Source organism: Streptomyces sp. NPDC102451, from assembly GCF_044765485.1.
GTDB lineage: Bacteria > Actinomycetota > Actinomycetes > Streptomycetales > Streptomycetaceae > Streptomyces.
In genome coordinates this window covers 30,516-56,484 of the sequence record NZ_JBIWKD010000002.1, presented here as the reverse complement: position 1 = coordinate 56,484, position 25,969 = coordinate 30,516, and the positions used below count along the sequence as shown (strand labels likewise).

Annotated in this window: 7 protein-coding genes; all 7 read right to left on the bottom strand. The window is 73.2% G+C overall.

The window, feature by feature from the left end:
• Window positions 1-27: 27 nt before the first annotated feature.
• Complete coding sequence (locus ACIRD8_RS03915) at window positions 28-18,927, bottom strand: SDR family NAD(P)-dependent oxidoreductase (RefSeq protein WP_403985697.1); 18,900 nt, start codon at window positions 18,925-18,927, stop codon at window positions 28-30.
• 18 nt (window positions 18,928-18,945) lie between these two features.
• On the bottom strand, window positions 18,946-19,740 hold the full coding sequence (locus ACIRD8_RS03910) for a thioesterase II family protein (protein WP_403985695.1): 795 nt from the start codon (window positions 19,738-19,740) through the stop codon (window positions 18,946-18,948).
• On the bottom strand, window positions 19,737-20,876 hold the full coding sequence (locus tag ACIRD8_RS03905) for an alpha/beta hydrolase (protein ID WP_403985693.1): 1,140 nt from the start codon (window positions 20,874-20,876) through the stop codon (window positions 19,737-19,739). The genes ACIRD8_RS03910 and ACIRD8_RS03905 overlap by 4 nt, the downstream gene beginning before the upstream one ends.
• Entirely contained in the window at window positions 20,873-21,628 is a 756-nt protein-coding gene (locus tag ACIRD8_RS03900) for a 2-oxo acid dehydrogenase subunit E2 (protein ID WP_403985691.1), read from the bottom strand. Before ACIRD8_RS03900 ends, ACIRD8_RS03905 begins: the two co-directional genes overlap by 4 nt.
• Window positions 21,625-21,858 (bottom strand): acyl carrier protein, encoded by a 234-nt coding sequence (locus tag ACIRD8_RS03895; protein WP_403985689.1) that lies wholly within the window; start codon window positions 21,856-21,858, stop codon window positions 21,625-21,627. The genes ACIRD8_RS03900 and ACIRD8_RS03895 overlap by 4 nt, the downstream gene beginning before the upstream one ends.
• Before the next feature lies 1 nt (window position 21,859).
• Entirely contained in the window at window positions 21,860-22,900 is a 1,041-nt protein-coding gene (locus ACIRD8_RS03890) for a 3-oxoacyl-ACP synthase III family protein (RefSeq protein ID WP_403985687.1), read from the bottom strand.
• A 1,299-nt stretch (window positions 22,901-24,199) separates the two neighbouring features.
• Window positions 24,200-25,873 (bottom strand): glycoside hydrolase family 27 protein, encoded by a 1,674-nt coding sequence (locus ACIRD8_RS03885; protein ID WP_403985685.1) that lies wholly within the window; start codon window positions 25,871-25,873, stop codon window positions 24,200-24,202.
• Window positions 25,874-25,969 lie beyond the last annotated feature (96 nt).

The following is a 25,969-nucleotide window of genomic DNA, read 5'->3' as shown; positions in this document are numbered from 1 at the left end:
CGGGCGGGCGGGGCGTGTGGCGCGGCGTCAGTCGCTCAGTTCTCGGTCCAGCAGCCCGAACAGCTCATCATCGGTGGCTGAATCCATTCCAAAGGAGTCCTCCTGGGGTGCGGCGGACACGGTGTCCAGGACGCCGAGCGCCGTCCTCAGCGCCTGGACGAGCCGGGCCCGTCCCGTGTCGTCGTCGGCGAGGGCCGACGCGGCTGACACCCAGCCGTCGAGGGACGAGGCGTCGAAGACGGGCGGTTCGACGGCGTAGCGCCGCGCCAGATGTTCCGTGAGCGCGCGTACGGTCGGATGGTCGAACAGCAGCGTGGCCGGCAGTCGTTCGCCCACCTCCGTCCCGAGCCTGTTGCGCAGCTCGACCGCGGTGAGCGAGTCCAGGCCCAGGTCGAACAGACCGCGTTCCGTGGGCACTTGTCCGGCCCTGGCGATGCCCAGGACCTCCGCCACGGCGGTGGTCACCGTGGTGTGCAGCAGGTCGTGCACGGCGTCCGGGGCCAGACCCGCGAGACGGCTGCCGATGGGGATCGGTGCCTCGCCGCCGGATCCGGTGGGTGTCCGGAGGCTCGCAGCAGGCGCGGTGCGCTCCGTCAGCCGGCCGGCCGCCGAGCGGTCGAACCTGGCGGGAACGAACAGCGCCCTGCCGGAGGTGCGGGCGTCCTCGAGGGACCGGTCGAGCAGCGCCAGTCCGTCGGGGACGCTCAGCGGCCGGATGCCGAGCCGCTCCATGCGTGCACGGGCGGGTGCGTCGAGTGTGGCGCCCATCCCGCTGCCGTCGGCGCTCTCCCACAGGCCCCAGGCCAGCGAGGTGCCCGCCAGTCCCGCCGCCCTGCGGTGCTGTGCGAGGGCGTCGAGGTAGCTGTTGGCCGCGGCGTACGCGGACTGTCCCGCGTTGCCGAGCACTCCGGCGACGGACGAGAAGAGTACGAATGCGTCCAGGGGCAAGTCCTGGGTGAGACTGTGCAGATGACCGGCGGCGTCGGTCTTGGGGCGCAGCACGAGGTCGAGCCGGTCGTCGGTGAGGTTGGCGAGCACCGCGTCCTGGAGCGCGCCGGCCGTGTGGAGGACGGCGGTCAGCGGGTACTCCGGGTCGATCCCGCCGAACAGGCGCTCGACCGCCGCGCCGTCGGCGAGGTCGCAGGCGGCGATCCGGATGTCCGCCCGGGCGGCGAGCTCCGCGGCGAGGTCGCGCAGTACCGGGTCGGCCTCCCCGCGCCTGCTGACCAGCAGCAGGCGGCCGACGCCGTGCTTCTCCACGAGATGTCGCGCGACCGCCGAGCCGAGGGCTCCGCCCGCCCCGGTGACCAGTACGGTCCCGTCGCCGAACGGCCCGGTCCGGCCTGCGGCTTCGGCCGGGGTGTCTGCCGGACCGTCGGCCGTTGTCCCGTCCGGCGGCTCCGCCTCCCGCAGCACCGGCCTGTACGCCTCGCCCTCGCGCAGCGCCAGTTGTCCGCTCCGTGCGGCGACGGCACGGGGCAGCAGCGCGAGCGAGTCAGGGTGCCCGTCGCTGTCGACGATGCTGATCCGGCCCGGGTGTTCGTGCTGCGCGGAGCGCAGCAGACCCCACAGCGGTGCCTGCGCGAGCCCCGGTACCCGGTCCGTGTCGAGCGCGGCGACCGCCCCGGTCGTCAGGACGGTCAGATGGCTGCGCTCGGACAGGCCGTTGACCAGGTCCCGTACGTCGAGCAGGTTGCGCCGGAGGTCGTCGTGGGCGGGGACGGCCACCAGGACGTCCGCGTCCGGGTCCGCCTCGGACACCACGGGGAAGGGCAGCCCTTCGGGTGCCGTGCCGGTCACCAGCGCGACCGTCCGTCCGCCGGTCCCGTCGTCGACGGGCCGTTCCGGGACCCACCGGACCGTGTGGGGCAGCAGTGGGCCGCTCCGGGCCGATGTGAGCGCGCCGGTGGGGACGGGCCGCAGCCGTACCTCGTCGGCGGTCAGGACCGGGCCGCCCCGTTCGTCGGAGATCTCCAGCGCGAAGGAGGCGTCCGACCGTGGGGTGATCGTGGCCCTGAGCGGACCGGTCGGAACGGCGTGCAGCCGCACCCCGTACCAGCCGTACGGGACGAGGAGGCGGGATGCCCCGCCGTCGCCGCTCGCTCCGGGACCGCCGGCGCTCCCGCCGTGGGCCTCCTCGCCCCGGATGTCCGCGGGGCGCGCGAGCCAGCCGTGGAGTACGGAGTCGAGCAGCCCTGCGGCCAGCGGCTCCCCGGTGTCGGCCTCGGCGTACAGCGCGTCATCGGTGCGCCACAGTGCCCGCAGCCCCCGGAAGCGGGGACCGTAGTCGTATCCCTGACCGGCGAGGGTGTCGTAGAGCCCTTCGAGGAGCACCGGGACTGCCCCCTCGGGGCGTTCGGAGGGCTGGGTGACGCCCGTTCCGGTGCTCTCGGCCAGCGTCGCGTCGGCGTGCAGGGTCCAGGTCTCCGATCCGGCAGCCCTTCCGTGGACGCGGACCACCGGCCCGGTCACCGTGACCCTCAGCTGGATGTCCGTCTCCTCCGCCACGACGACGGGTGCGTGCAGGGTGAGTTCCTCCACCACCGGCTGTCCGTGCCGGACGCCGAGTGCCCCGATCAGCTCGACCAGGGAGGTGGCCGGCAGCAGGGGGGTGCCGTACAGGGCGTGACCGGTGAGCCACGGCTGCCGCCGGTGGGAGAGCACTCCGGTGTAGACGGAGTCCGTGCCGTCGGGGTCCGTGACGGAGGCCGACAGCAGCGGCAGGCCGGGGTCGTCCGCGCCGATGCCGTGCGCGGTGCCGTCCTCGGTGCGGGGCGGCAGCAACCAGAGACGCTCCTGCTGAAAGGCGTAGGTGGGCAGGGGGACCGGGCGGGCGCCGCCGCCGATGAGGGCGCGCCAGTCCCACGCGACGCCCGCCGTGTGGGCGCGGGCGACGGCGGTCCACAGGGCCGTCACCTCGTCCTTCCGGCGGTCCAGGAAGGCCAGCGCGGCGGTTCCCCCGCCCAGGTCACACTGGTCCGCGAGGGCGGTCAGCGAGGCGTCCGGGCCGATCTCGAGGAAGTGGGCGGCACCCAGTTCACGCAGCCTGCTCAGCGCGTCGGCGAACCGGACGGTCGACCGGACCTGATCGGCCCAGTGGGAGGCGGACCCGAGCTGTTCGCCGTCCACCTCCCGCCCGGTCAGTGTGGAGACGAGGACGGCGTTCAGCGGCCCGGTCGTCAGCTGTCCGACCGCGGCGCGGAAGGGCTCGGTCATGGGGTCCATGCGCGCGGAGTGGAACGCGTGGCTGACCGTGAGCCGTCTGGTGCGCTGCCCTGCGGCCGACAGGACGGCGCCGATCCGCTCGATCGCGTCGGCGTCACCTGAGAGTACGGTCGCCGACGGGGCGTTGACCGCGGCGATGTCCACCCCGGTCATGTCCCCGGCCAGTTCCTCGACCGTACCGGTGCCGGCCTGCACCGCCAGCATCGCGCCGCCGGGCGGCAGTTCCTGCATCAGCCGGCCACGGACGCCGACCAGTTCAACGGCCTCGGTGAGGCCGAGGGCGCCACCGAGGTGCGCTGCGGCGATCTCACCGACGGAGTGTCCGGCGAGCAGTCCCGGCCGCAGCCCCCAGCTCTCCAGCAGCCGGAACAGCGCCACTTCCACGGCGAACAGGGCGGCCTGGGTGTAGCGGGTCGCATGGAGATCGGGTGTACCGCCCTCGATGGCGGCGGCGACGTCGATGCCCTCGGCCCGGCGGAACTCCGCGCGGACCGCGTCGAAGGCCTCCGCGTACGCCGGAAACGCGCGGTACAGCCCGCCCCCCATCCCGGTGCGCTGGCTGCCCTGGCCGGTGAACAGGACAGCCGTCCCGCCGCGCACCGGCGAACCGGTGACCACGAGGGGGAAGGTGCCGGGCTCCGGCGAGGTGCCACGGGCCACATGCCCGAGGCCCTCGAGGAGTTCGGCCAGATCATGGCCCACGACCACCGCGCGCAGGTCGAAAGCGGTACGGGTGGTGGCCAGGGACAGGGCCACGTCGCGGACACGCACATCGCCCCGCCCGGTGAGATGCCGCGCCAGGCGGGTGGCCTGGTCGCGCAGTCCTTGCGCGGTGCGGGCACTGAGTACCCAGGGGACGGGCCGGCCGTCCTCCTCGTCGAGTTCTGCCGCCCGTTCGGTCCCGTCGGCGGTGTCGACCGGGTGCGCGGCCGCGCCCCCCTCCTCCAGGACGATGTGGGCGTTGGTGCCGCCGATCCCGAAGGACGACACGGCGGACCGGCGCGGCCCCTCGGTGTCCGGCCAGTCGGACAGACTGCCGGGGATGTCCACCTCTCCTCCGGCCCAGTCGACGTGCTCGGAGCGTCGTTCGACGTGCAGGGTCCCCGGTACCTGGCCCCGGTTCATGGACAGCACCATCTTGATGATCCCGGCGACCCCCGCGGCGGCCTGGGTGTGGCCGATGTTGGACTTGACCGAACCCATCAGCAGGGGACCGCGCTCCCCGCGCCCGCTGCCGTAGGTGCGGAGCACCGCGCCGGCCTCGATGGGGTCGCCGAGCCTGGTGCCGGTGCCGTGCGCCTCCAGCACGTCTATCTGCCCGGGGCGCAGTCCAGCGGTGTGCAGGGCACTGTGTATGACCCGCTCCTGGGCGGGACCGTTGGGCGCTGTCAGCCCGTTGCTCGCACCGTCCTGGTTGACGGCGGAGCCGCGGACGACGGCGAGGACACGGTGCCCGTTGCGCCGGGCGTCGGAGAGCTTCTCCAGGACCAGCAGCCCCGCGCCCTCTCCCCAGGCCGTGCCGTCGGCGTCGGCGGAGAAGGGCTTGCAGCGGCCGTCGGGGGCCAGTCCGCGCTGTCGGCTGAACTCGATGAAGGTGGCAGGACTCGCCATCACCGTGGCGCCGCCCGCGAGAGCGAGGGTGCACTCGCCCAGCCTCAGCGCCTGGGCGGCCTGGTGGACCGCCACCAGGGAGGAGGAGCAGGCGGTGTCGACCGTGACCGCCGGACCTTCCAGGCCGAGGGTGTAGGAGATCCGCCCGGAGGCGACGCTGCCGGCGCTGCCGCTCACCAGATAGCCTTCCAGGTCCTTGGCGGCACCCCGGTGCTGGTGGACACGGGCCCCGTAGTCGGAGTACATGACGCCGACGAACACTCCGCTGCGCGTGCCGCGCAGGGCCGCCGGGTCGATCCCGGCGTTCTCCGCCGCTTCCCAGGCCGTCTGCAGCAGGAGCCGCTGCTGCGGGTCGACGGCCAGCGCCTCACGCGGGCTGATGCCGAAGAACCCGGGGTCGAACTCGGCGGCGTCGTGCAGGAATCCTCCACGGCGGGTGGCCGAGGTGCCGAGGTGGTCGGGATCCGGGTCGAACAGGTCGAGGTCCCATCCACGGTCCGTGGGAAACGGTGTGGTGGCGTCGGTGCCCGAGGCCAGCAGCTCCCACAGGTCCTGCGGGGTCCTCACTCCGCCGGGGAAGCGGCAGGCCATCCCGACGATGACCACGGGGTCGTCCTCGGCAGTCCCGGGACGGGGTGCGGGCACCTCCCCGAGGGCGGGGGCGGGTTCGGTCGGGACGGGCGGTGCCGGCTCGACCAGCTCCGTCAGGAAGCGGGTGAGCGCGCCGGGGTTGGGGTGGTCGAAGACGATCGTGCCCGGCAGTCGCACCCCGAGGTCGTCCCCGAGCCGGTTGCGCAGCTCGACGGCGGTCAGCGAGTCGAAGCCGAGGTCGGTGAAGGGCCGTTCGGGGTCGACGGCGGTGGGCTGTCGGTGGCCGAGCACCTCGGCCACCGCCGCCAGCACGGTCGCCGCGACGTCCGTGGTCCCTGCGGCTCCCCCGGTCCGCCCCTTGGGCCGTCCGGCCGGCCCGGCCTGACGGGCCGTGCCGTTCGCCGCCCGGAGATCGAGCCGGGCCGCGACCACGGCGGAGAGGTCCGGGCCGTCCGGCCTCAGCGCACGGTCGAGGAGTGCGAGGGCTTCGGCCGCGGGCTGCGGCCTGATCCCGGTGCGGGCCAGTCGGTCCACGTCACGTCGGGCCAGTCCGGCGGCCAGACCGTCGGCCAGGTCCCAGAGGCCCCAGTGCACGGTGAGTGCCTTCTTCCCGGCGGACCTGCGCCGGTGGGCCACGGCCTCCAGAGCCGCGTTGGCCGCGCTGTAGCCGCTCTGCCCCGCCGTGCCGAGCACGGCGGCGACCGAGCCGTACAGCACGAAGGCGTCCAGTTCGGTGCCACGCGTCAGTTCGTCCAGGTGCTCCGCCGCGACCGCCTTGGCGTGGAGGACCGTGTGCAGTGCCTCGGGTGACAGCTGCTCGATGACGGAGTCCTCGGTGACCGCGGCGGCGTGCACCACTGCGGACAGCGGCCGTTCGAGGCCGGACAGCAGCGTAGCCAGGGCCCGCCGGTCCGCGAGGTCGCAGGCGGCGACAGTCACCTCGGCGCCGAACGCGCTCAGTTCGTCGCGGACGAGCGCGGCACCGGGGTGGCCCTCCCCGCGGCGGGAGACCAGCAGGAGCTGGCGTGCGCCGTAGCGCTCGACCAGATGGCGGGCGGTGGCGCGTCCCACGGCGCCGGTGCCGCCCGTGATCAGCACGGTGCCCCCGGCGGCGCTGCGCGGCCACACGGGCGCGTCGTCGCTGCCGGCGGGCGTGCCGGTGCCCGGTGCGGGGGCCTCGGGCACGGTGACCAGCCGGGGCGTGAGGATCCTGCCCCGGCGCACGGCGGACCGCGGTCCGGCCAGGGCGGCCGCACCCAGGAGTTCCGTGTCGCCCGTGCCGCTCTCGTCGGTGTCCACCAGGGCGAATCTGCCCGGGTGCTCGGTCTGTGCGGCCCTGACGAGTCCCCAGACCGCGGCGGTGGCGGGGGCGGCCTCCTCCTCATCGGCGACGGCCAGCTTCCGGGTGACGAGGACGAGACGGCCACCCTCCGCTCCGGCGGCGAGATGTCCGCTGACCGTGGCCCGCGCGAACTCGGCCGCCTCGGCGGTGCCCTGATGGGGGTCCAGGTGTACGAAGGTGACGTCTCCGGGCTCCACCGGCACCTCCTCGCCCCGCAGGGGCTGCCAGTCCGACCGGTACAGCGCGCCGCCGGAGGGCAGGGGACGCAGCCGCAGCCGCTCGATGGTCAGCACAGGGTGCCCGTCCTCGTCGGTCAGTTCGACGCGGTGGCCGCCGGGGTCCGGTGCGGTGATCGTGACCCGTACGCGCGAAGCGTGCGCCCTGTGCAGCCGGACTCCGTCGAGGGCGTACGGCACGAGGGTTCCGGCTGCCCGCGTGCTCAGCGGGAGCGCGTGCAGTGCGGCATCGAGCAGCGCGGGGTGCAGTCCGTAGCGGGGGGCGTGAGCGGTGTCGGGTGCGGGCAGTGCGGCCTCGGCGAGGATCCCGTCGTCGGTGCGCCAGGCCCCGAGCAGGGAGCGGAACGCTCCGGTGTACTCGTATCCGCGTTCCGTCAGACGTCGGTAGGCGTCCTCGGGGCCGTCGGGAGTGAGCGGTTCGCCGGTGTCCGGGGTGCCTGCCGGCCCGGGGGCGACCCCGTCGTCGGTGAGGGTCGCCGTGGCATGCACCGTCCAGCGCCCGTCGGTGTCGGCGGAGCGTACGGTCAGTTCGCCCTGGGGGTCCACGACCGCCTGGATCCTGGTCCCTTCACCCGGTCCGATTTCCAGGGGCGCCTGCACCACGAGGTCACGGACGGTGCCGCGGCCGTCGGCGTGCGCCACGGTGAGGGCGAGTTCCAGCAGGACGGCGGCCGGCAGGAGCGCCCGCCCGTCGATCAGGTGGCCGTCGAGCCACGGGTGCAGCCTCGGTGAGAGCACTCCGGTGTGCAGGGTGCCGCCGTCGGGGAGCCCGGTGCTCGCGGTGAGCAGGGGGTGGGGCGAGGCGTCGAGCCCGTGACTCTCCCCGGCGGCGGCGCGCGGGGCCGCGCCGGGGTCGTCGAGCCAGTACCGGCGTGTCTCGAAGGGGTACACGGGGAGGTCGACGAGTTGTCCCGGCGCGGAGCCGGGGGTCAGGTCGAGCGGTGTTCCCGCGACGTGCAGCCGGCTCAGTGCCGCACGCACGGTGTCGCCCTCGGGCTGTCCCTTGCGCAGCAGGGGGACGGACACGGCCGGTGAGGCGTCCGGCCGGTCCTGGACGAGTGCGGCGAGCGACCCGTCCGGGCCCAGTTCCGCGAAGGCGCTGACACCGAGGGCGAGGGCGCTGCGGACGGCGTCGTGGAAGAGCACCGGCTTACGGATCTGCCCGACCCAGTACTCCGGCCGTGACATCTCCTCCGCGTCGGCGGGCGAGCCGGTGACCGTGGAGATGACCGGCACCGTGGGTGCGGCGAAGGTGAGGGCGGACAGTTCCTCGCGGAAGGCGTCGAGGATCTCGTCCATGTGGGCGGAGTGGAAGGCGTGGCTGACCGCGAGCGCGGTGGCCTTGTGGCCCTTGGTCCTCCAGCGCTCGACCAGGGCGGCGACCGCGTCCGCGTCGCCGGAGACCACGACGGCCTCCGGCCCGTTGACGGCGGCGAGTTCAACGGCCCCGCCGGATGCGGCCAGCAGTTCACGGGCCTGCTCCGGGGTCGCGGCGAGCGCCGCCATCGCGCCGGAGGCCCGGGCGGCACCCATCAGCCGTCCCCGGGCGGCCACCAGTGCGGCGGCGTCGGCCACGCCGAGGATGCCGGACACATGGGCCGCGGCGACCTCGCCGACGGAGTGGCCGATGAGGAAGTCGGCACGCAGGCCGTGGTGTTCGGCCATGCGGTACAGGGCTGTCCCGACGGCGAACAGAGCGGGCTGGGCGTATTCGGTGCGCCGCAGGACATCCGGGTCCGTGGTCAGCAGGGAACGCAGACCGGTACCGATGAGCGGTTCGATGTGTGCGGCCACCTCGTCGAACGCGGCGGCGAAGACCGGTGAGGACTCCAGGAGCCCGCTGCCCATGCCGATGCGCTGGGATCCCTGCCCGGAGAACAGGAAGGCGAGCCGGGGTTCGTGGGCCGCGCGGCCGGTGAACGCGGCGGGATGCCGCTCCCCGTCCCGTACGGCGCCGAGAGCCTCGACCAGTCCGGGTCCGCTGTGGACGACGGCCCGGTGGCCGAAGCGGGAACGCCTGGCGAGTGTGTGGGCGACGTCCGCGACAGCCGGCGGGTGTTCCGACACCAGCAGTCGGTGCAGCCGGTCCGCCTGGGTGCGCAGTGCGGCCGGGGTCTTCGCGGCGAGGACCAGAGCGGAGGGCTGGTCGGCGGGGGCGGCCTCCACGGAAGCAGGCAGGGCCCGGTGCGCCGTCCCGACGATCACGGCGTCGGGTGCCTGTTCGAGTATGACGTGGCTGTTGGTGCCGCTGATGCCGAACGACGACACACCCGCCCTACGGGGCCGGGCGTGCTCGGGCCAGGGTGTGGATTCCTGGAGCAGGGCCAGCCCGGAGTCCTGCCACGGCACGTGGCCCGAGGGGGTGTCGGCGTGCAGGGTGCGGGGCAGTACGCCGTGGCGCAGCGCCATGACCGTCTTGATGACGCCACCGACCCCGGCGGCCGCCTGGGCGTGTCCGATGTTCGACTTCAGGGAGCCCAGCAGCAACGGGCTCGTGCGGTCCCGCCCGTATGCGGCGGTCAGCGCCCGGGCCTCGATCGGGTCGCCGAGGCGGGTCCCGGTGCCGTGCCCTTCCACCGCGTCCACCTCGTGCGGGGCGAGCCCGGCGTCGGCCAGGGCGCGGGCGATGACCTCTTCCTGAGCACGGCCGTTGGGAGCGGTCAGGCCGTTGCTCGCACCGTCCTGGTTGACGGCGGTGCCCGCGACGACGGCGACGACCCGGTGACCGAGGCTGCGGGCGCGTGAGAGCCGCTCGACGACCAGGATCCCCGCGCCTTCCGACCACCCGGTGCCGTCCGCTCCGTCCCCGAACGCCTTGCAGCGCCCGTCGGCGGAGAGCCCGCGCTGGCGGGAGAACTCCACGAACGTCGCCGGGGACGCCATGACGGCGACTCCGCCCGCCAGTGCGGTGGAGCACTCCCCCGACCGTACGGCGCGCACCGCCAGGTCGAGGGCGACGAGCGAGGACGAGCAGGCGGTGTCGACCGTCAGAGCGGGCCCACGCAGACCGAGGACGTAGGCGATCCTGCCCGAGGCCACACTGGACTGGTTGCCCGCCAGCAGCAGCCCTTCGACCTCCTCGGGAGAACTGTGCAGGCGGGCCGCGTAGTCGTCGTACATGGCTCCGATGAAGACGCCGGTGTCGGAGTCCTTGAGGGAGTGCGGATCGATGCCGGCGCGCTCCAGCGCCTCCCAGGTGATCTGGAGCAGCAGCCGCTGCTGCGGGTCGGTGGCGAGGGACTCCCGCGGGCTCATACCGAAGAAGTCCGCGTCGAACTCGGCGGCCTCGCGCAGGAATCCGCCACGCCTGGTGTAGGTGGTGCCCTTGTGGTCGGGGTCGGGGTCGTACAGCGCCTCCAGGTCCCATCCCCGGTCGTCGGGGAAGTCACCGGTGGCGTCGACTCCGTCCGCGACCAGCTGCCACAGTTCGTCGGGCGAGGTGACTCCGCCGGGGAAGCGGCAGCCCATTCCGACGATGACCACCGGGTCGTCCGCGTCGGCACGCCCGGTGACGGACGCGGCGACGGCCGGAGCCGCCTGGTGCTCGAACGCCTCCAGCAGATGGGCGGCGAGACCGCCGACCGTGGGGTGCTCGAAGACGATGGTCGCCGGCAGCGGGAGCCCGGTCAGGGCGGTCAGCCGGTTACGCAGCTCGACACCGGTCAGCGAGTCGAAACCCAGCTCCTTGAAGGGCCGTTCGGCGTCGATGCCGTCCGCCTGGCCGTGCCCGAGCACCTGGGCCGCCTGCTCGCGCAGCAGTGCCACGAGGGTGCGTAGCCTCTCCTGCGGCGGTTCGGATCCGATGCGCCGCGCCCAGGCACCGCCCGCTCCGGCGCCGCGTCGCGCCGCGGCGGGCACCGCGACCAGGCCGGAAAGGATCGCGGGCAGCCGTCCGGACGCCGCTTCCTCACGCAGGACGCTCTCGTCGAGCGGCGAGAGGACGGTGTGGGCCTCGGTCGTGCGTCCGAGGGCGTCCAGGCCCCACTCGGCGGGGACCGCGCCGATGCCGTACCGGGCGAGCCGGGTCCGGTCACGGTCGTCGAGGTGCCCGGTCATCGCGCCGGACTCGTCCCAGAGCCCCCAGGCCACGGCGGTCGCCGGGAGCCCCCGGTCACGCCGGTGGGCGGCGAGGGCGTCCAGGAAGGTGTTTCCCGCCGCGTAGTTGCCCTGCCCTGGTACACCGTAGGTGGCCACGGCGGACGAGAAGAGGACGAAGGAGTCCAGTTCCTGATCGGCCGTCAGTTCGTGCAGCAGCCAGGCCGCGTCGACCTTGGGCCGCAGGGCCGTGTGCAGCTGTTCGGGTGTCATGTCGTGCACGGTCGCGTCGGCGAGCAGCCCGGCGGTGTGGACCACGGACCGCAGCGGCCTGTCCGACGGGACCCGGTGCAGCAGGGCGGCCAGCGCGGCCCGGTCGGTGACGTCGCAGCTCTCGACGGTCACTTCGGCGCCCTTCTCGCGCAGCCGGGCGACGAGCCCTGCCGCGCCGAGTGCGTCCGGCCCCGACCGGCTGACGAGCAGCAGGTGCGGCGGCTGGGGGTGCTCGGCCAGCCGCCGGGCGACGAGGGCGCCCAGCGCGCCGGTTCCGCCGGTGATCAGAACCGTGCGGGGCCCTGTGGCGGCCGGCCGTCCGGCTGCCGGCGCGAGCCTGTGTCCGGTGATCCGGGGCACGTGGGGGACGCCGCCCCGGAGGGACACCTCCGGCTCTCCGTAGGCGGCGGCGAGCAGGCCCGCCGGAGCGGGCGCGTCGGTGTCGACGAGCGCGAACCGGCCGGGGTGTTCGGCGGCCGCCGTACGCAGCAGTCCGCGCAGCGTGGCCGACGCGAGGTCACCGGCCGGGAGCACGACGAGCAGCCGGCTTCCGGCGAGAGCGGGTTCGGTGAGCCAGCGCTGAAGCAGGGAGAGCAGGCCGGCGGAGAGGCGGTGCGCCGCCTCGGCCGTGTCCGGCCCGTCTCCCCGCTCCCCCTGGGGCCCGGCGCCCGGTGTGCCTCCCTGCCCGCCCTCCGGTCCGGCCACCCGTCCGAAGGGAACGATGACCGTCTCGGGCCCAAGACCCGCCGCGATCAGCTCGTCGGTCCCCGCGAAGGCCTCACTGCCGCCGGTGACCAGCGCCGTGTCGCCGTAGCCTGCGAGAAGCGCCGGGGCGCCGGACTCCGCGGGTACCGCGACGGGCCGCCACTCGACCAGGTGCGCGTCCGGCTGGTCCCGCGGAGGTGCGAGCTCCTCGCGCCGCACGGGGCGGAAGGCGAGCGACGCGATCCGGAGCAGCGGCTGCCCGTCCTCGTCGGCGACGACGAACTCATAGCGGTTCTCGGCGAGTTCATGAATCCTGACCCGCATCTTGCCGCTTCCCGCGGTCGGGCCGAGGAGTTGGATCCGTTCCAGTGCGAACGGCAGCAGAGGCTGTTCGGGGTCGGGCTCGCGCCGGCCGACCAGTCCGGCGACCACGGGGTGCAGGGCCGCGTCCAGCAGCGCCGGATGGACGGTGAAGTCCTCGCGGCCCGGCACGGCGAGTTCCTGTCCGGCCTCGATCTCCGCGTACAGGGTGCCGTCGACGCGGTGGGCGGCCACGAGGCCCTGGAAGGCGGGCCCGTAGTCGTAGCCGAGCCGGTAGAGGGCGGTGTACACCTCGTCGACCTCCACCGGCGTGGCGGTGGAGGGCACCAGCACGGCGGCCGGGGCCGGGCCGGTGCGCGGGCCCAGCGTCGCCGAGGCGTAGCGGGTCCACGGCTGGTCGTCGGAGGCACGGGCGTGGACGCCCAGGTCCCGGCGGCCGTCGTCGTCGGGCGCCCCGATCAGCACCTGGAGCTGGAGGGGCTGGTCACCCGCCAGCGGCAGCGGGGCGAGGACCGTCAGCTGGGCCACCTCGCCGTCACCGCTCAGCCGGGCCGCGTGCAGGGCGAGTTCGGCGAATCCGGTACCGGGCATGACCGGCCGGCCCAGGACACTGTGGTCGAGCAGCCACGGATGGCTTCGGGGGTCGAGACGGCCGGTCAGGGCCAGGCCGCCGTCGGCCAGAGCGACCTGGGCTCCCAGCAGGGGGTGTCCCGCCGCGGCGAGCCCCAGCCGGGACGCCTGCGCACCGCCGCCCGTGGTGGTGAGCCAGTACCGGTCCGGAGCGAACGCGTAGGTGGGCAGGTCGTTCGGAGCGGTGACCGGCACGTGCGGCGCGGGCCAGGCGACCGCCGCACCCCCCAGGTCCGCCAGGGCCAGCGCCCGGCGCAGGGCGGGCAGTCCGCCCTCCTCGCGTCGCAGGGTGCCGCCGGTGAAGCCGCTGACGCCCCGGTCCCCGAGGATCTCCTCCACGGCGTAGGTGAGCACGGGATGCGGACTGATCTCGACGAAACGCCGATGGCCGCTGTCGATCAGGCTGTGCACCGTCTCCTCGAAGCGGACGGTGCCGCGCAGATTGCCGTACCAGTAGCCGGCGTCCAGTGCGGAGGTGTCGTCGATCCGTTTGCCGGTGACGGCCGAGTAGTAGGCGGTGCTCGCCCGGCCGGGCTCCAGCGCGGCGCCCAGCTCCATCAGGTGATCACGCAGCGGATCCACGAACCGGGTGTGCGAGGCGTAGTCGACGGGCACGCGCCGCGCCCGTATGCCCTGTTCCTCGCAGCGCGCCAGCAGATCGTCGAGCGCGGCGGTGCGCCCCGCGACGACCGTCGAACGAGGGCCGTTGCGCACGGCGATCTCCAGGTCCTGCGGGTGGAGCTCCAGGAGCGGGGCCAGCGCGTCGGCGCCGAGCGCGACGGAGACCATCCCGCTGTCACCCGCGATGCGCACCAGTGCCCGGCTGCGGAGCGTGACGAGCCGGGCCGCGTCCGCCAGGGAGAGCGCCCCCGCGACGTGGGCGGCGGCGATCTCCCCCTGGGAGTGGCCCACCACGGCGTCCGGCCGGACGCCCGCCGCCTCCCACAGCGCGGCCAGCGACACCATCATGGCGAACAGCACCGGCTGGACGACGTCGACCCGCTCCAGCGGGGGTGCGCCCGGCTCGCCACGCAGCACCGCTCTCAGGTCCCAGTCGGTGAAGGGCGCGAACGCCTCGGCGCAGGCGTCGATCGAGTCGCGGAACACCTCGCTGGCTTCGAGGAGTTCGCGAGCCATCCCGTCCCACTGGGACCCCTGCCCGGGGAAGACGAAGACGGTTCGTCCTGCTGCCCGTTCACCGGTGTGGACCGCCGGATGCACCCCGCCCGCCGACAGTTCGGCCAGCGCCTCGCGCAGTACGACGGGGTCGTCGGTGAGCACGGCGGCACCGTGGCCGAGCGGTGTGCGGGCGGCCAGCTGCGCGGCGATCACGCCGGTGCCGGTCTCCGGACGGCTCTCCAGATGTGCGGCGAGCGCCGCGGCCTGGCGGCGAAGGGCCTCGGGCCCGGTGCCGTGGACCAGGACAGGCCGGGACGGAAGGCCGGTGGGCGGCGCGTCGGGGCCCGGCGCGGCGGCGGGGTGAGCAGGTGGCTGGGCGAGGATCACATGGGCGTTGGTGCCGCTGATGCCGAACGAGGAGACGCCGGCCCTGCGGGGGCCCTCGTGCTCGGGCCATGGCGTGGTTCCGGTGAGCAGCCGTACGCCGGACCCCTCCCAGGCCACCTGGGGGGTCGGCTCGTCGGCGTGCAGGGTGGCCGGGAGGACCCCGGCGTTCAGCGCCAGCACGGTCTTGATCACACCGCCGATCCCGGCGGCGGCCTGGCTGTGCCCGATGTTCGACTTCAGGGAGCCGAGGAGCAGCGGTGTGCTCCGGCCCGGCCCGTAGGCGGCGGACAGGGCGCGGGCCTCGATCGGGTCTCCGAGCCGGGTGCCGGTGCCGTGCGCCTCCACCGCGTGCACCTGGTGCGGGGCGAGTCCGGCGTCGGCCAGGGCGCGGGCGATGACCTCCTCCTGAGCACGCCCGTTGGGAGCGGTCAGGCCGTTGCTCGCACCGTCCTGGTTGACTGCGGTGCCCTCGATCACCGCGAGCACCGGGTGGCCGTTCCGGCGGGCCGAGGACAGTCGTTCGACGACGACCGTGCCCACGCCTTCCGCCCATCCGGTACCGGAGGCGCCGGCCCCGAACGCTCGGCAGCGTCCGTCCTGGGCGAGGCCGTGCTGACGGGAGAACTCCACGAACATGCCGGGCGAGGCCATCACCGCTGCTCCGCCGGCCAGGGCCATGGAGCAGTCGCCGGACCGCACGGCCCGTACCGCGAGGTCGAGCGCGACCAGCGACGAGGAGCAGGCGGTGTCGACGGTGAGCGCGGGTCCCCGCAGGCCGAGGACGTACGAGATCCGCCCGGAGGCCACGCTGATGGTGGATCCGGTGAGCAGGTAGCCGTCGGAGGATCCGTCGCCCTCGTGCAGCCGCGGGGCGTAGTCGGACGCCGTGGCGCCGATGAACACCCCGGTGTCGGAGTCCTTCAGGGACCTCGGGTCCAGGCCGGTGCGCTCCAGCGCCTCCCAGGCGGTCTGGAGCAGCAGCCGCTGCTGGGGGTCGAGCGCCACGGCCTCCCGGGGGCTGATCCCGAAGAACTCGGCGTCGAACTCGGCAGCGCCGCTGAGGAACCCGCCGTTGCGGGTGGCGGAGGTACCGGGACGTCCGGGATCGTCGGCGAACAGTTCCCCGAGGTCCCAGCCCCGGTCGTCGGGGAACTCGGTGATCGCGTCGGTTCCCTCGACGACGAGGCGCCAGAGGTCGTCGGGGGAGGCCACCCCGCCGGGGTAGCGGCACGCCATGCCGGTGATCACCACTGGATCTCCGGCGTGGCCGGCGGCGGTCCGGGAGGCCTGCGAAGGGACAGCCGGCCGGGCGCCGGCGGCCGGCGGTGCGCCGCGCAGGTGGGCGATCAGCGCGGCAGCGGTCGGGTGACTGTAGAGATCGGCTGCCGCGAGTTCGGTCGCCAGCCCCTGCTGCACCAGTTCGCTCAGCTCGACCAGGCCGAGCGAGTCGATCCCCAGGTCCTTGAACCCTGCCTCGACGTCGATGCGGGCGGGGTCGCTGTGCCCGAGCACGGTGGCGAGGGCGTCCAGGACACGGCGTTCGACCTCGCCGTGGGAGGCGGCGTCCGCCACGTGGTCGTGCGCGGTGGCTCCGTCGGCGGCACGACCGTCCGGACCTCCGGAGGCCACGGGCCCGGCGGGCTGCGCGGGACGGGCCGCGATGTCCGGCCGTGGTCCGTCCGGTGTGCCGGTCCGGCCGTCGTCGAGCTGGTCCAGCCAGTACCGCTCGCGCTGGAAGGGATAGGTGGGCAGCTCGACCCGGGGTACGTCGTCCGGGAACACCCGTTCCGTGTCCAGTGGCTGCCCCGCGGTGAACAGCGCGCCCACCGCGCGGTCGACGTCGTCGTCCGCGCCGAGCAGGGGCACGTGGACGGCCGCCCTGCCGGTCAGTTCGCGACCGAGTCCGCTGAGGGTACGGCCGGGGCCGGCTTCGGCGAAGACGCCGGCGCCGAGGTCACGCAGCCGCAGGACGGCGTCGGCGAACCGCACCGGGGACCGGGCGTGTTCGGTCCAGTAGTCGGCGTCGGTCGTGGTGACGGGCTCTCCGGTCACCGTCGAGACGAACGGGACGGTCGCCGTGCGGAAGGTGAGGGCGGCGAGTTCACCGTGGAACTCCTCCAGCATCGGGTCCATCAGCGGCGAGTGGAATGCGTGGCTGACCCTGAGCGACCGGGTCCTCAGACCGTGTCCGGCGGCGCGGGCCGCCAGCTCGTCGAGCACACCGGCCGCACCGGAGAGGACCACCGAAGCAGGTCCGTTGACCGCCGCGAGGGCGGCCTGCCCTTCGAGCCCCGCGAGCAGTTCCGCGGCCTCCGCCTCCGGCGCGGCCACGGCGAGCATCGCGCCGCCCTCGGGGAGCGCGTCCATGAGGCGGCCGCGCGCGGTGATCAGCCGGGCCGCGTCGGGCAGGTCGAGGATTCCGGCGACATGGGCGGCGGCCACTTCTCCGATGGAGTGCCCGGCGACGAATCCGGGCCGCAGGCCCAGCGACGTGTACAGGCGGTAGGTCGCGACCTCGACGGCGAACAGCGCGGGCTGGGTGTACAGGGTCCGGTTCAGCAGCTCGGCGTCGGCATCGCCCGGAGCCGCCCACAGGATGTCCGTCAGAGGGCGCGGCAGCAGCCCGTCGAGTGCCCCGGCCACCTCGTCGAACGCGCGGCGCCAGACGGGATGGCGGTCGTAGGCGGCCAGCCCCATACCGTTGCGCTGGCTGCCCTGACCGGGGAACAGGACCGCGAGCGGGGCGTCCGTCGCCCCTCCGGTCAGCACGCCGGGTGACGGGCGGCCCGCGGCGAGGGCGTCGAGACCGGCGAGCACGTCACCGGTCACGGCCGCCCGGCGTCCGAACGCCGTTCTGGTGGTGGCGAGCGAGCGGGCGAGGCCGCGCGGCACGTCGCCGTGTGCGGCGACGAGCGCGCCGACTGCGGCGGCCTGGTCGCGCAGGGCGTCGTCGGTACGTGCGCTGAGCAGGAGAGGCAGGCCGGTGGACGGCCTCTCCTCGGGGTGGGGCGCGGACTCCTCGGCCGTGGACCCTTCAGCCGTGGGCCCTCCGGCCGTGGGGTGCCCGGCCGTGGGCGGCTCGGCGACCACGACGTGGCAGTTGGTGCCGCCCATGCCGAAGGAGCTGACGCCCGCCAGGAGCCGCTGCCCGGGCCTCGGCCACGGCCCGTGTTCGGTGCGGACGGCCAGCCGCAGCCCGGCGAGGTCGATCCGGGGGTTGGGCTCGACGTGGTCGAGGGTCGCGGGCAGTTCCCGGTGCGACACCCCCAGCACCGCCTTCAGGAGGCCGGTGATACCCGCGGCGCCCTCCAGATGGCCCACATTGGTCTTGACGGAACCGACCTCGAGAACAGGCACCGCGTCCTGGGCGTCCCCGCCGGTGGCCGCCTCCGCGTCCCCGCCCTCGTCGGTGTCCGCGTCGAGGCCGCGGGCCAGTCCGAGCGCCGCCGCCTCCACGGGGTCGCCCACCGGCGTCCCGGTGCCGTGCAGTTCGACGTACTGAAGGTCCGCGGGGGACACACCGGCCGCGTCGCAGGCCAGCCGGACGACCTCGGCCTGGGCTCGGCGGCTCGGGACGGTCAGTCCGTCGGTGGCCCCGTCGTTGTTGACGGCGCTGCCCAGGATGACCGCGTGCACCCGGTCGCCGTCCGCCAGCGCCCGGTCGAGGGGTTTGAGCAGGACGAGACCGGCTCCCTCACCTCGTACGTAGCCGTTGGCGCGGCGGTCGAAGGTGTAGCAGTGGCCGTCGGGCGACAGTCCCCCGAACCGGGCCACGGCGGCGGTGGACCCCGGAGCGACGATCAGGTTGACGCCGCCCGCGAGGGCGAGCCCGGACTCCCCGCGCCGGATGCTCTCGCAGGCCAGGTGCACAGCGACCAGGGAGGAGGACTGGGCGGTGTCCACCGCGATGCTGGGACCGTGCAGGCCCAGGGTGTACGACACCCGGTTGGCGATGATGGCGCGGGTGGTGCCCGTCAGTGTGTGTCTGCCGGGTGCGTCCGCACGGGACAGGGCGGCGTACTCGTCCGCGAGCGAACCGATGAACACCCCGGTGGGTGTGGCGCGCAGGTGGCTGGGGACCACGCCCGCGTGTTCCAGGGCCTCCCAGCTCAGCTCCAGGACCAACCGCTGCTGCGGGTCCATCGCGGCGGCCTCGCGCGGCGAGACACCGAAGAACTCCGCGTCGAAGGTGTCGATGGATTCCAGGTAGCCCCCGTAGCCGATTCCCGGGTGGGAGCGGGAGAGCCGGTCGGCCGTCGGGCCGGCCCTGTCGCGCGGCACCTCACCCACGGCCCTTCGTCCCTCGCCGAGCAGCCGCCACAGAGCCTCGGGGCCCGGCGCTCCCGGCAGCCGGCAGGCCAGACCGATCACGGCCACCGGTTGCCGGTCCGCGGCCTGCGCGGATGCCGTGGTGCCGGTGTCCTGCGCCGCCGCTGTGTCGTTGCCGCTCAACTCACGCCTCACTCTCGTTCAGAACAGTTCGGTGAGCACCGTGCGTACGGTGTCCGTCACGTGCGCCAGCCGTGGTGCCAGGTAGAAGTGGTCGCCGGGCAGCACCTGGAGCCGGAAGGCGCCCGTGGTGTGGTCCCGCCAGCGGGCCGCGTCCTCGACGGGCACCAGCGGATCGCTGTCCCCGATCAGCGCGGTCACCGGGCAGCTGATCCGCGCGTCGTGGTCGGGGACGTACGCCGCCAGGGCCCGGTAGTCCGCCCACAGGGCCGGAAGGATCAGTTCCCGCAGATCGGGTACGTCCAGTACCGCCTTCGACGTGGCACCCAGCCACAACACCTGTTCGATGAGTGACTCGTCGTCGTGGAGCACGGCGGGGTCGACGCGGGTGAGCACCGGAGCCCGGCCGGCTGAGACGAACAGCGCCCGGGGAACCGGTCCGAGGCCCTGCTCGCCGAGCAGGGCGGCCTCGTAGGCCACCAGCGCGCCCATGCTGTGCCCGAAGTACGCGACGGGCGCGCCGCCGGTGTGCGCGGCGACGGCGCCGGCCGTGTGCCGGGCGAGTTCCCTGATGTCTTCGACCGCCCGGTGCCGGTGTCGCTCCAGACGGCCGGGGTACTGCACGACGAGGACTCGCACGGCGGGCGCGAGGGCGCGGGCGAGCGGTCCGAAGAAGGCGGCCGAGCCTCCCGCGTGCGGCAGCACCACGAGGTCGGGGGCGTCCGCGTCGGCGGGCGCGTACTGCCTGAGCCAGTCCCCCGGCTCGCCCGTCCGCGCCGGTGCGGCGGCCGGACGGGCGGTCTCGATGCCGCTCATCGGGTCGCCGCCGCACGTGCCGCCTCGACGGCGCCCGCGAGCTTCTCGATGACGGACGGGGCGGCGTCCGGGCGCATCAGCTGGACGGCGAGCAGGCTCCACAACCGGGTCTCGGCGAGGTGGCTCGGAGCGCCGTGCACGTCGTCGTGTGCCAGCTGCCGCAGATCGGCCACGTTCTTCTCCAGCCGTTCGGCGTCCCGGGGCGGGATGATCTCGTCCCGCCGTGCGGTGACGACGGCCAACGGCACCGACAGCCGACGGAGTTCGTCGTCGCTGAGGGCCCAGTCGCGGATCCGCTCCCAGACGTCGTCGGCAGGGACGCCCACCAGGTGGGCGAGGGTGTCCCGGGTGATCCTGGGGACCTGTCGCTGCCATTCGGCGTCGGTGAAGAAGTCGTGGACGGGCGGGCCGTTGCCGACGATGCCCCTGATGCGAGGGTCGGCCAGTGCGGCGCGGACGGCGAGATGGCCGCTGAAGCTGAGGGCCAGGAGGTAGCTCCGGGAGACGTCCGCACGGCCGGCGAGCGCGTCGAGCACCGCGGGGAACAGCCGGTGGCTGTCGGGGCCGTACACCAGGGGGTTCTCGCCCACGCCGGGGAGTTCCGCGACGACGCCGGCCAGACCCAGGGCCACGATCTGCGGCAGGACCGGCCCCCACTGCTCCTTGGTGCTGACGATGCCGCCGGTCATGACCAGCAGCGGCCTGGGGTTCGCGGAGTCGAGCCCGGCGGTCCAGATCCGTACCGGAACGCCGTCGATGTGCACGGTCCCGGGTTCGATGCCGGTCGGTGAGGCACGCCTCCACCGGTCGAAGGCGTCCACGCTCCGCTCCAGGGAGTGGGCACGGCCCGGCCCGTCGACGTACGGGAACCTGCCCATGGTGTAGAGCTGACCGGCGGCGAGGAGGTCCCCGGCCGCCTCGCGCTCCTCTCCCGCCCGGATCCATTCGTGGGCCCAGGTCCCGGGGCCTTCGCCGGTGTCGGTGGTGATCCGGTCGAGGAGGCCCGCGTAGTGGTCGGCGGGCAGGTCCTGGGAGATCGCGTGGGCCACGACGAACTGCTTGAGTTCGGCGAGGTCGTTCCCTCCCGCTTCCGGTGAGGCCGGGCCGGTTCCCCGGTGCTGCCGTGTGTCGCTCATGCGGGGACCGCCTCCAGTGCGTCCTTGATCTCGGTGAGGACATCGGCCGCTTCGGCTCCGTCGATCACCCGGTGGTCGAAGGTGAGCGAGAGCCGTAGCACCGGGGCCACTGCCAGCGCCCCGTCGCGGACCACGGGCCGGTCGGCTATCCGGCCGATGCCGAGGGTGACGGTGGTGCCCCCGACGGAGTGGAAGCCGTCCACGGCGCGGTGGCCGAGCGAGGTCACGCTGAACGTCCCGGTGATCTCCGGCCGCCGGTCGAGCAGGCCCGCCACGGCACGGAACCGGTCGAGGGCGTCCTTGAAAGGCAGGAGGCGCAGCGCCCTGATCCCGGCGAACTCCTCGGCGGTGTCGGGGTCCTGGGCGGCGACCCGGTCCAGGTGTTCCTGGATGTCGGCCAGGCCCGCGTGTTCCAGATCCGGGATCACGGTCGCGAGGACCACCCGGTGTCCGTCGAGCACCCGGTCGAGCGTGACCTTGGCGCTGACGGTGTCGAAGGTGGCGACCGTCGGATCGAGTCGTCCGTGGATCGCCGCGTTGGCCTCCGGGTGCTTCGCCAGGACACCGGCCGCGGCGTGCACGACGTACGAGACGACGGAGCGGCGCAGCCCGGCGTCGTGGGCGGCGCTCCGTGCGGCGACCACCGCGGTGGCGTCGACTTCGGTGTCCAGATGGACCGGCGCGAAGTCCCTCGTCTGGTCGAGGAAGAACAGGGTGTGCCTGCGCTGGGTGGGGAACGGACGGCCCGTCAACGGATCACCATTTCGTAGAGGGACCCCAGATCACCGGCGTCCAGGAAGTCGGGCAGGGACAGCTGCCTCCCGACGCGCTTCTCCAGTGCCACCAACAGCCCGAGCAGCTGTACGGAGTCCCAGCCGGCCAGCTGGTCGAGCGCGCGGTGCAGATCGGCCTCGTCGAGTTCGATCCCGGTCTGGTCCCGGACCAGTTCCGCGAACTCGTCGCGTGTCAGGACGTCGCTCATTTCAGGCACCCCCGCTCAGTTCGAGTGCGAGGCCCGCCTTGGTCCACTTGCTCGACTCGATGGCGACCGCGATGGCGCGGGAGGGCGTGGTCATCCGGGCGAGGAGCTTCTCCAGTTGGAGGAAGAGGAGGGCGTTGCCGTTGTTCCCGGTGTCCCCGACGAGGGTGATCTCACGGGCGTGCGGCAGGTCGAGCCGTTCGACGATCTTCTCGGTCATGGTGACGGAGAGCTGTGGCGGCAGCAGATGCTCCACCTCGTCCCGTGCCCAGCCGAGGTCGTCGAGCAGTTCCTGCACGACCTCCTCGGCGAGTTCGGGAACGTGCTCCTCGATCGCCTTGTAGTCCTCCTGGGCCGGTGCCCGCCCCGAGTGACGGTCCGCGATCCCGAACCAGTGCAGGATCTGTCCCGGCTGCCGGTCCAGACCCGAGAGGCGCGTCAGCACCGCGCGGATCTCCGGGGCGCCGGGCCGCTGGTCGGTGGTGAGTACGGCGGCCCCCGCCCCGTCGCCGAACAGCAGGTAGTTCACGAGCTCTTCGGGGGGCAGGGACTTGAGGTCCGCGGAGACGTCATAGTGCTTGGCGATCACGTCGCCGCCGATGACCAGGGCGGTCCGGTACCGGCCGGTGGCCAGCAGGGAGGACGCCACGTCGATGGTCTGTACGGCGCCCGAGCAGCCGGACTGGAGCTGGAACGTCGGGATCCCGTCGATCCTGAGCCGGTCGGCGATCACGTTGACCGTCGCGGGCATCAGGGTGTCGGGGGTCGCGGTGCCGAGCACGACGACATCGATGTCCCCGGCGGAGAGCCCGGCTCCGGCGAGGGCCCGAGCGGCGGCGATCTCACCCAGGTCCGCGAGGGACTGCCCCGGACGGCCGGTGGCCAGGTCGATGGCCAAGTACCTGGTCCTGGTCCCGATGAACGTGTCGACCCAGCTCTGCCAGAGCTGGTCCATCCCGAAGCGTGCGGCCAGGGCGGCGGTGTCGATCGGGGGCCCCGGCAGTGCCGACCCCACCGACAGGACGCGCACCGTGCGGTCGCTCATGGCGGACTCCTTTCGCGTTACCGATTCCGGACGCTAAGGTCGCCGCCTAAAGCGGAACTAAGGGCTGTCGCTTGACCGCGGTGGATCAGCACGCGGTGTCGGACGCGGTGCGTCGCGAGGCGGAGGGCGCTCCCGAACCGGTCGTGTCCGGGCGGTCGGACGACACGGCGAGGTGCCGTGGCTCTCGTCGTACGCCTGCCGGGTCCGGCCCGTTCCTCGGCCGGGCCGCCGATGACGGCGTGAGGGCCCGGACGGCTCGCCCCCGCCACCGGCTCCGTGATCCCGTCCGGCCCGGCCCGCGTGGGTGGTACACGCGGGCGCGGCACGACCACTGGGAGCGATCTTGGTCAACCCAGGAAGCTCAGACGGACCTGGCGGTCCCTGTTGTCGACGTTCGTGTCCACCAAACTCCGTTAAGGCAACCCCGACGATAGCCCTCACTGTCGGCTTCGGCGATAGAAGCTCTTGGCAGCGCGTACAGCGGCGGGTGACCTCGTTGCTCTCGTCGGCACCCCCACCTCCACCGAGGAGCGCATCGCCGTGCGAGGACAAGCCCGGGACGTGCGCCAGCGACCGGGCCTCACCTTCGCTGCCACTCATCACGAAACCGTCGAACGGCAGTTATAGCGCGCACCGCCTTGTCAGAAAGCGCGGGCACTTGATCTAGGACGTAGCCCAACACCAGGACACACCCACCAAGTGCGGCCACAGTCATTCGGCCAGCCTTGGATAGGCAAACGTGAGGCAGACGACGGCTCCGGTGGTGAGCAGTCCCAGCGCCAGCGGTGCCCGCCCGGCAGAGCGACATCCAGGCCGGCCCGCCGGAGCGCGGCGGCGCGGGGCCCGGCCGAGCACTCCTCGTAGCGCGTTTTCGCCAGAACAGGAGCCTGCCCTGGAACGCTCCCTCCTGCTGGACGAACCACGACGACCCACGGGCGGCGCGGGGCGCAGCAGCTTGGAAACGTCTGGCTGGTCAGGGACACGGTCGAAGCCCTTTCCGCGATCCGCGAGCCGGCAACGCAGCACGTCTGCTTCTCGCGGATCCCATCGCGGTGAAGACGCAGCCGGGACACAACAAGGGGGAGGGCTCGGGTCCGGACTGAGCGCCCCCTGCTACACACCCTCCCTCTGGTCTTCTTCGGCTCCCTCGGTGCGAACAGCACGGCGCAGCACTCCGTGGATGCATGAAGGTGCACCGGAGATCCGTGCCGACGCCGGTCTCCGGTGCACCTGTCGAGTTACCGTGGAGGAGCCGTCACACACCGCCTCAGCTGTCAGCGTCCGCGGGTGGACAGCAGATCAGCCCAGGATCCACTGCTGGTTGGCGCCCCCGTTGCAGGTCCACAGTTCCAGCGCGGTGCCGTTGACGTTGCCTGCCGGCTTGTCGCCGCCTGTGACATCGAGGCACAGTCCCGACTGGACACCGGTGATGGTCCCGTTGGGATTGAGCCTCCATTGCTGGTTGGCCCCGCCGTTGCACGTCCACAGTTGCACCGCAGTGCCCCGGGTGGTCCCCTTTTCGTGGACGTCGACGCACTGCGTGCCGTTGTAGAGGCGCAGCTCACCGGCGGCGGTGAGCGTCACGGCCTGGTTCGGGCGGCCGTTGCAGTCCCAGATCTCGATCTTGGTCCCGGGCTCCGTCCCGGCGCCCTCCGCATCCAGGCAGCGCTGGGAGGAGGCGCTGATCAGCGGGTGGGTCGTGCCGATGCTGCTGCCGGTGCCGACCGAGACCCTGTACATCACCGTGCCGTGCGCGGGGACCGACGCACTGATCGTGCCGCTCGTCGACGACACCGCCCTGGACCACAGGTTGGAGAGCTTGTACGACGCCGCGCCGGGCAGCCCGACCGCAGCGGCCGTGGTGCTGACGGTGGCGGTGGAACTGCTCTCGTTGGTGAGGGTGACCGAGCGGTCGCCGTTGGCCAACTGCTTGGTCATCACGACGAGTCCGCCGGAGGAGGAGACGACGGTCCCCTGCTTGCCAAGGGGGTCCTGGTCGACTGCGATGACGTCGCGGTTCTCCAGAATGCTCAGCGTCGCCTCGCTCGCGGTGCGGATGTCGCTGCCGATGAGCAAGGGTGCGGCCATCTGCGCCCACAGGCTGAAGTGAGTGCGGTACTCGGTGTCGGTCATGCCGCCGTTGCCGACTTCGAGCATGTCCGGGTCGTTCCACGCACCGGGTTTGGCGTACTGCGCCCGGGGCTGGTTCTCATGGGTGTTCTCGAGCATCTTCGACCAGGTGTCGTTGATGTCGCCGGTGGTGCGCCAGGCGTTGCCGATGGCCGGCGCCCAGTTCCAGGGTGAGTTGGATCCCCATTCGCAGATGCTGTAGAGGATGGGGCGGCCGGTCGCCGCGAGTGCGTCGCCCATCGTCTTGTACCGGGTCCGGGCGTCGGCGCCGGTGTTGTTGCAGTTGTCGTACTTCAGGTAGTCCACACCCCAGGAGGCCCACTGCTGGGCGTCCTGCTTCTCGTGCCCGAGCCCACCGGGGAATCCTTCGTCCGCACAGGTCTTGGTGCCCGCGCTGGAGTACAGGCCGAACTTCAGCCCCTTGGAATGCACGTAGTCCGCGACGGCCTTGATGCCGTTCGGGAAGCGCACCGGGTCGGGGACCAGGTTTCCCGCGGCGTTCCGCGAGGGCAGTGCCCAGCAGTCGTCGAGGTTGACGTACTCGTAACCGGCGGCCTTGAGGCCCTTCTCGACGAAGGTGTCGGCGATGCCCTTGACCATCGCCTCGTTGAACTGCGATCCGCAGCCCGTGGTGTTCCAGTTGTTGAAGCCCATCGGCGGCGTCCGGGCCAGACCGTTCTCCAGTGCCGCGGCCTCCGGCGCGGAGGCGACTGCGACGATCTGCGTACCGGCCGTGACGCCTGCAGTCACCACGGCCGCGCCGGTCAAACTGCCGGCGGCTAACGTCAGCGAAGCGACCGACGCCGCTAAGCGTTGTCTGAAACTGTGCTGTTCGTGCAGCATGTGCGGCTCCTAGAGGGAATTTTGGCGCACAATCAAACAAGGGCGAACAAGAACAACCACATCAGACCGTCGTGATCCGCAGGTGTCAAGGGGGTG